We start from the raw sequence: 4,892 nt of genomic DNA, 5'->3' as shown, positions 1-4,892 counted from the left end.
CTTGTAAGCCGTTTTTATTTGTTTTAAGTAAGCTTGTAATATTTCTTACGGTCAGCCTTTTACCAAAATTATTATTAGTTGATCTATCTTTAACTAATATGACTGCAAGCATCTTCTCCCCCAACTCTTTGCGATAATGTGCAGGTTCCCAAAACCAACGCATTTGCTGTTTAGGTTTAGTTAGTGGCACTATTTCATTAACAAAACTACTGACGCCACTAAAATCCCATAAAATGAAATCCTCGCCCTGCGTAACGTTAAGGTAATGAACTAGAGTCTCTTTCCATACTTGAAAGTTATGCCACTGGTTGTTATCCGCTAGGGTGTTCAGGTAGCTGTAATGATAAGGATTAATAAAAAAAGTGATATTGATCTTTCGTTGTTTAGCGATGCTAATTAATCGACCTAAGTGGGCAAAGGTTGGCGAATACGGAGGAGTATTTTGTGCTTTAATAACCCATGGGTTTCTTGTTAGTCGAGCAGATATTTCTTGCAATTTTTGTCTGAAAAGCGGTTTGATTCCTTCGCTATTCATAATCGCAACGTAAGATAATGCCGTATTAAAGCCGTTGGCATTGATGCTGCTTGCCATAGATTTTTGCTGAGATATAGTACTTATGCTGGCGCTAAATGCGTCTAAAGAAAATACCATCGCCATTTTTTCTTTAAAGCGACTAATCCTTGCAAAGTTATCATCATTATCAGCTGAATCGAGTCTAAAGGCGTAACTAGGTTGGGCATGATGATTAATTTCGGCTTTGAAGTTAGTTACCTGTTGCTCACTTAATAAGAAATCGAGAAAATCTACGCCAACAAGCAGCTGCTCTATGGTGTCGTTGTTGTTAATGGCATCTATAGCATAATCAACCTGCATGGCAACGCCAGCACCAGGCATGCCTTGGTTATAAACGATTTTACCTGCAAAATGATTACTCTGTGGATTCAAGCCCATATCGACTCGTGAATTACCAATAATTAATATTTGTGGTTTAACTTTATGCACTTGATAGGCTTTAGTTATGCGTGAACGTTTACCTGCTTCTGGTTTTATTTGGTTAATTCCATCTATTTGCGGAGACCAAAACATAGCGAAAGGGTCGATAAACCAGTTAAATGTCGCTATGGAAAAAAGTACGATAGCGAAACTGGTGAAGTATGTGCTTATATATTTCATTGCTGCCACTAGACCTAAAATTGGAAGTATAAAAATTCACTGACTTGTGAAAGAGTTAACATGCCTAACGCTAAACAGGCTCCAGAAAATAGTGCCCATCGGTGAGTATCGGCCCAAGTAAAGCCTAAAATTAGCTGCCTAGCGGGCCAGAAGGTGCTTCGACTTTCATAGTTGAACTTGCTTAATGTACCCTGTCTTTTGAAAAATAGGTCTTGGATATTTGGCAGTGTTAGTACAAATATTAATAAAACACTATTCCACAACCAAGTCATTACAAATACTTTACCGCCATTGGATGGTGTTATTCCCCAAGCTTGTAATATGCTCCCGAGTGAGCCTGTACGAGTAAGGATTGCATTGGGTATTTCTATGCCATTTAAGCCAAGCATGCCCTTAATTATGATAAGCGCACCATCCAGAGTTACTGCTCTGAAAAATACCCAACCGATAACTACGGCAATGAAAGTAATTAACCAAGCAGTAAAGATATAAAGTTTACTTTCAAAGGTGAATAGTGAATATTTAACTTTCATTGCTTGCCAGCCAAGGTTAATTACTAAATAAGAGCCATGCAAAGCCCCCCAAATAATAAAGTTCCAACCCGCGCCATGCCACAAACCACCAAGTAGCATGGTAATAAACAGATTACTGTATCTTTTGAATTTTCCGCTTCTATTGCCACCTAAAGCTATGTACACATAGTCGCGTAAAAAGTGAGATAGAGTAATATGCCAACGACGCCAAAACTCAGAGATATTGGCTGCTTTATAAGGCGAATAGAAGTTTAAAGGTAAAATAATACCGAACAATCGGGCAATACCTATTGCCATGTCAGAGTAGCCAGAGAAATCAAAATAAAGCTGAAAGGTGTAAGCTAGAGTACCGCCCCAAGCCATAAAAAAATCAATATTACCGCCTGCATCAGCGAGTGTAAAAACAGGGTTGGCATAAACCGCAATACCATCAGCTAATACTGTTTTTTTAAATAAACCAATAGCGAAAATAGTTAAGCCAATTTTGAAGTTAGTACAATTTACTTGGTATCGTTTGGTGCTAGAAAACTGTGGCAGCATGTCTTTGTGATGGACAATCGGTCCAGCAATTAACTGCGGGAAGAATGATACAAACAAGGCGTAATGGAGAAAGCTGTACTCTTTAGTAATACCCTTGTATGAATCAACCAAGTAAGCTATTTGCTGAAAAGTAAAAAATGAAATTGCTAAGGGTAGGATTATATTGCCAAGACTCCAACTCTCTCCCGTTACTGCATTTAAGTTAAAAACAATAAAACCAGCATATTTAAAGTAGGCGATTGCGGCTAGATTGAGGGAAATACCTACGGTGAGTAGTTTTTTATTATTTTTATTTGTACCTAGTCGTTTTCCCAATTGGTAATTGAGCACCATTGAGATTAGCAATAAAATTAGGTAACTAGGGTTCCACCAAGCATAAAAAAATAATGAAGATACCACTAAACCCGCTATTGCTACTTCATTACCCCAACGATTAGCGAGATAAAAAAACAGCAATAAACTAAGTGGTAGAAATAGAAAAATAAATTCAGCAGAATTGAATAACACAGTGATCTTCCATGGAGACTATTTACACGCTTGTAACATGTTAATCGTTTATCTTGGAGTTGTCGCTATGATTTAGAATTTACTCTTCAACCTGCACATAATTATCACCACAAGAAAAAGCAATTAAACGGCTAAGCTGGGTTAAGCTATAGCCACTTTCACTTTGTAATTTATTAAAGTGTGCTTGTATAGCAGTTAAACTTTTTTTACTTTGTAAACCACCATCAATAATTTCTTGTGCTCTTAAGTAAGCTTCAACATCACTGCTTAAAATAAATGTATCTTTACCTAATAAGCGCAGTGCATAAGGCCCTGTATTACCGCCTAAACGTTGACCGTGCTTTTTCAGGTAAGCCCATAAACCAATGATATCTGTACTTGGCCAGTCGTTTATAAATCGAGCAAAACTAGTATTACTTTCAATGTGGTGATCGAACATCATTTGCGCATTGGCTTTAATGGTTTTTACTTTATTATAATTACGAATTATTTTTGGGTCGGCGGCTTTTCGTTCCAACATTTCTTCTGGCATCATAAGGATTTTTTCAATATTAAAATTGAAAAAGTGCTCTTCAAAGTCAGGCCATTTATTTTCGACTACTCGCCAGACAAAACCTGATTTGAAAATTTGCTTGGTAAAAGCCGCAAGAATACGATCATCACCTAGCTCGGCAACACTTTGCAGTGCTGCGGTATCGTCTAGTAGCTGTTTACCGAGGATTTTTTTACCTAACAATACTTCTAAAGCCGGTACGCCACCTTTTCTTTGGGCAGCACGTTGGAATAGTGATTTAAATGATTCGTGAGTCATAGTTTCTTAATTAGGATGGTGCTTTTGATAAGTTATATCATTCCTGCATTCGTTGAGCGGGAAGCTAACCTTATGAATGAACCTTAGCCTATGGTTTAGGCTAAGGTATTGTTAACACGAGAGACTTGATTCTCGCTAACTGCTCGTTACGCTTCAATACCGCAATGGCGTAATAAAGCATCAATTTCGGGTGCTCGGCCGCGGAATTTTTGGAATAATGCACTCGGCTCTTCACTGCCACCTTTTTCTAGGATATTGGTTAAGAATGAATGTCCAGTTGCTTCGTTAAAGATACCTTGCTCTTCAAATAAACCAAAGGCATCAGCCGATAAAACCTCTGCCCATTTGTAGCTGTAATAACCTGCAGAATAACCACCACCAAAGATATGGCTAAAACCATGTTGAAAACGATTAAATTCAGGAGCCTTGACTACTGAGTACTGCTTTCTAACACTATCGAGAGTTTGTTGAATATGTTCTTCATTGTTCAGTGCTTTTGGCTCAAAGCTTTCATGCATAGTAAAATCGAAGATGCTGAACTCAAGTTGACGTAACATTTGCATCGCTGATTGAAAGTTTTTGGCTGCCAGCATTTTATCTAACATTTCTTGCGGTAATGGCTCGCCACTTTCAAAATGACCAGAAATAAAGGCTAAAGCTTCTGGTTGCCAGCACCAGTTTTCTAAAAATTGACTAGGCAGCTCAACCGCATCCCAAGGAACGCCATTAATACAGGCAACACTGCTGGCATTAATTTGGCTTAACATATGGTGAATTCCATGACCAAATTCATGAAACAAGGTTACTACTTCATTATGAGTAAATAATGCCGGATTATTACCTACAGGGCCGTTAAAGTTACAGGTTAAATAGGCAACGGGGTATTGGATAGAGCCATCAGACTTCTGACTACGACCTACACAAACATCCATCCAAGCGCCGCCACGTTTTTTCTCACGCGCATAAAGATCTAAATAGAAACTACCACGCTTTTCACCGGCTTTATCAACTATGTCATAAAAGTTCACATCGTCATGCCAAACATCAACGCCTGCACGATGTGTGATAGATAGGCCGAATAATTTATGCACTACGGCAAATAAACCAGCAACAACCTTATCTTTTGGGAAGTAAGGACGCAATTGCTCATCTGAAATAGCATAACGACTTTGTTTTAATTTTTCACTGTAATAAGCCAAATCCCAAGCTTGCAAGTTTTCTTGCTTGAACTCACTGGCAGCAAAGTCACTTAGCTCTTTAAAATCTTGTTTGCCCTGGTGTTGTGATTTAATGGCCAAGTTTTCAAGAAACTGCATTACTTCACTAG

Annotated in this window: 4 protein-coding genes; all 4 read right to left on the bottom strand. The window is 38.3% G+C overall.

The features are described 5' to 3' along the window. Window positions 1–1,174: hypothetical protein (locus HRT50_RS17810; protein ID WP_291616994.1), on the bottom strand; the 1,174-nt coding region annotated here is incomplete at its 3' end. A 14-nt stretch (window positions 1,175–1,188) separates the two neighbouring features. Then, a complete protein-coding gene (locus HRT50_RS17805) occupies window positions 1,189–2,754 on the bottom strand; it encodes an MBOAT family protein (protein WP_291616992.1) in 1,566 nt (521 codons plus the stop codon). Window positions 2,755–2,833: 79 nt separating this feature from the next. After that, on the bottom strand, window positions 2,834–3,565 hold the full coding sequence (locus tag HRT50_RS17800) for a DNA-3-methyladenine glycosylase I (RefSeq protein WP_291616990.1): 732 nt from the start codon (window positions 3,563–3,565) through the stop codon (window positions 2,834–2,836). Between the two features lie 146 nt (window positions 3,566–3,711). Continuing rightward, window positions 3,712–4,892: M3 family metallopeptidase (locus HRT50_RS17795; protein ID WP_291616988.1), on the bottom strand; the 1,181-nt coding region annotated here is incomplete at its 5' end.

Origin of the sequence: Colwellia sp., assembly GCF_013215345.1 — a bacterium.
In the GTDB taxonomy this organism is placed as follows: domain Bacteria; phylum Pseudomonadota; class Gammaproteobacteria; order Enterobacterales; family Alteromonadaceae; genus Colwellia.
This window is presented reverse-complemented; position numbering and strand designations above follow the sequence as displayed.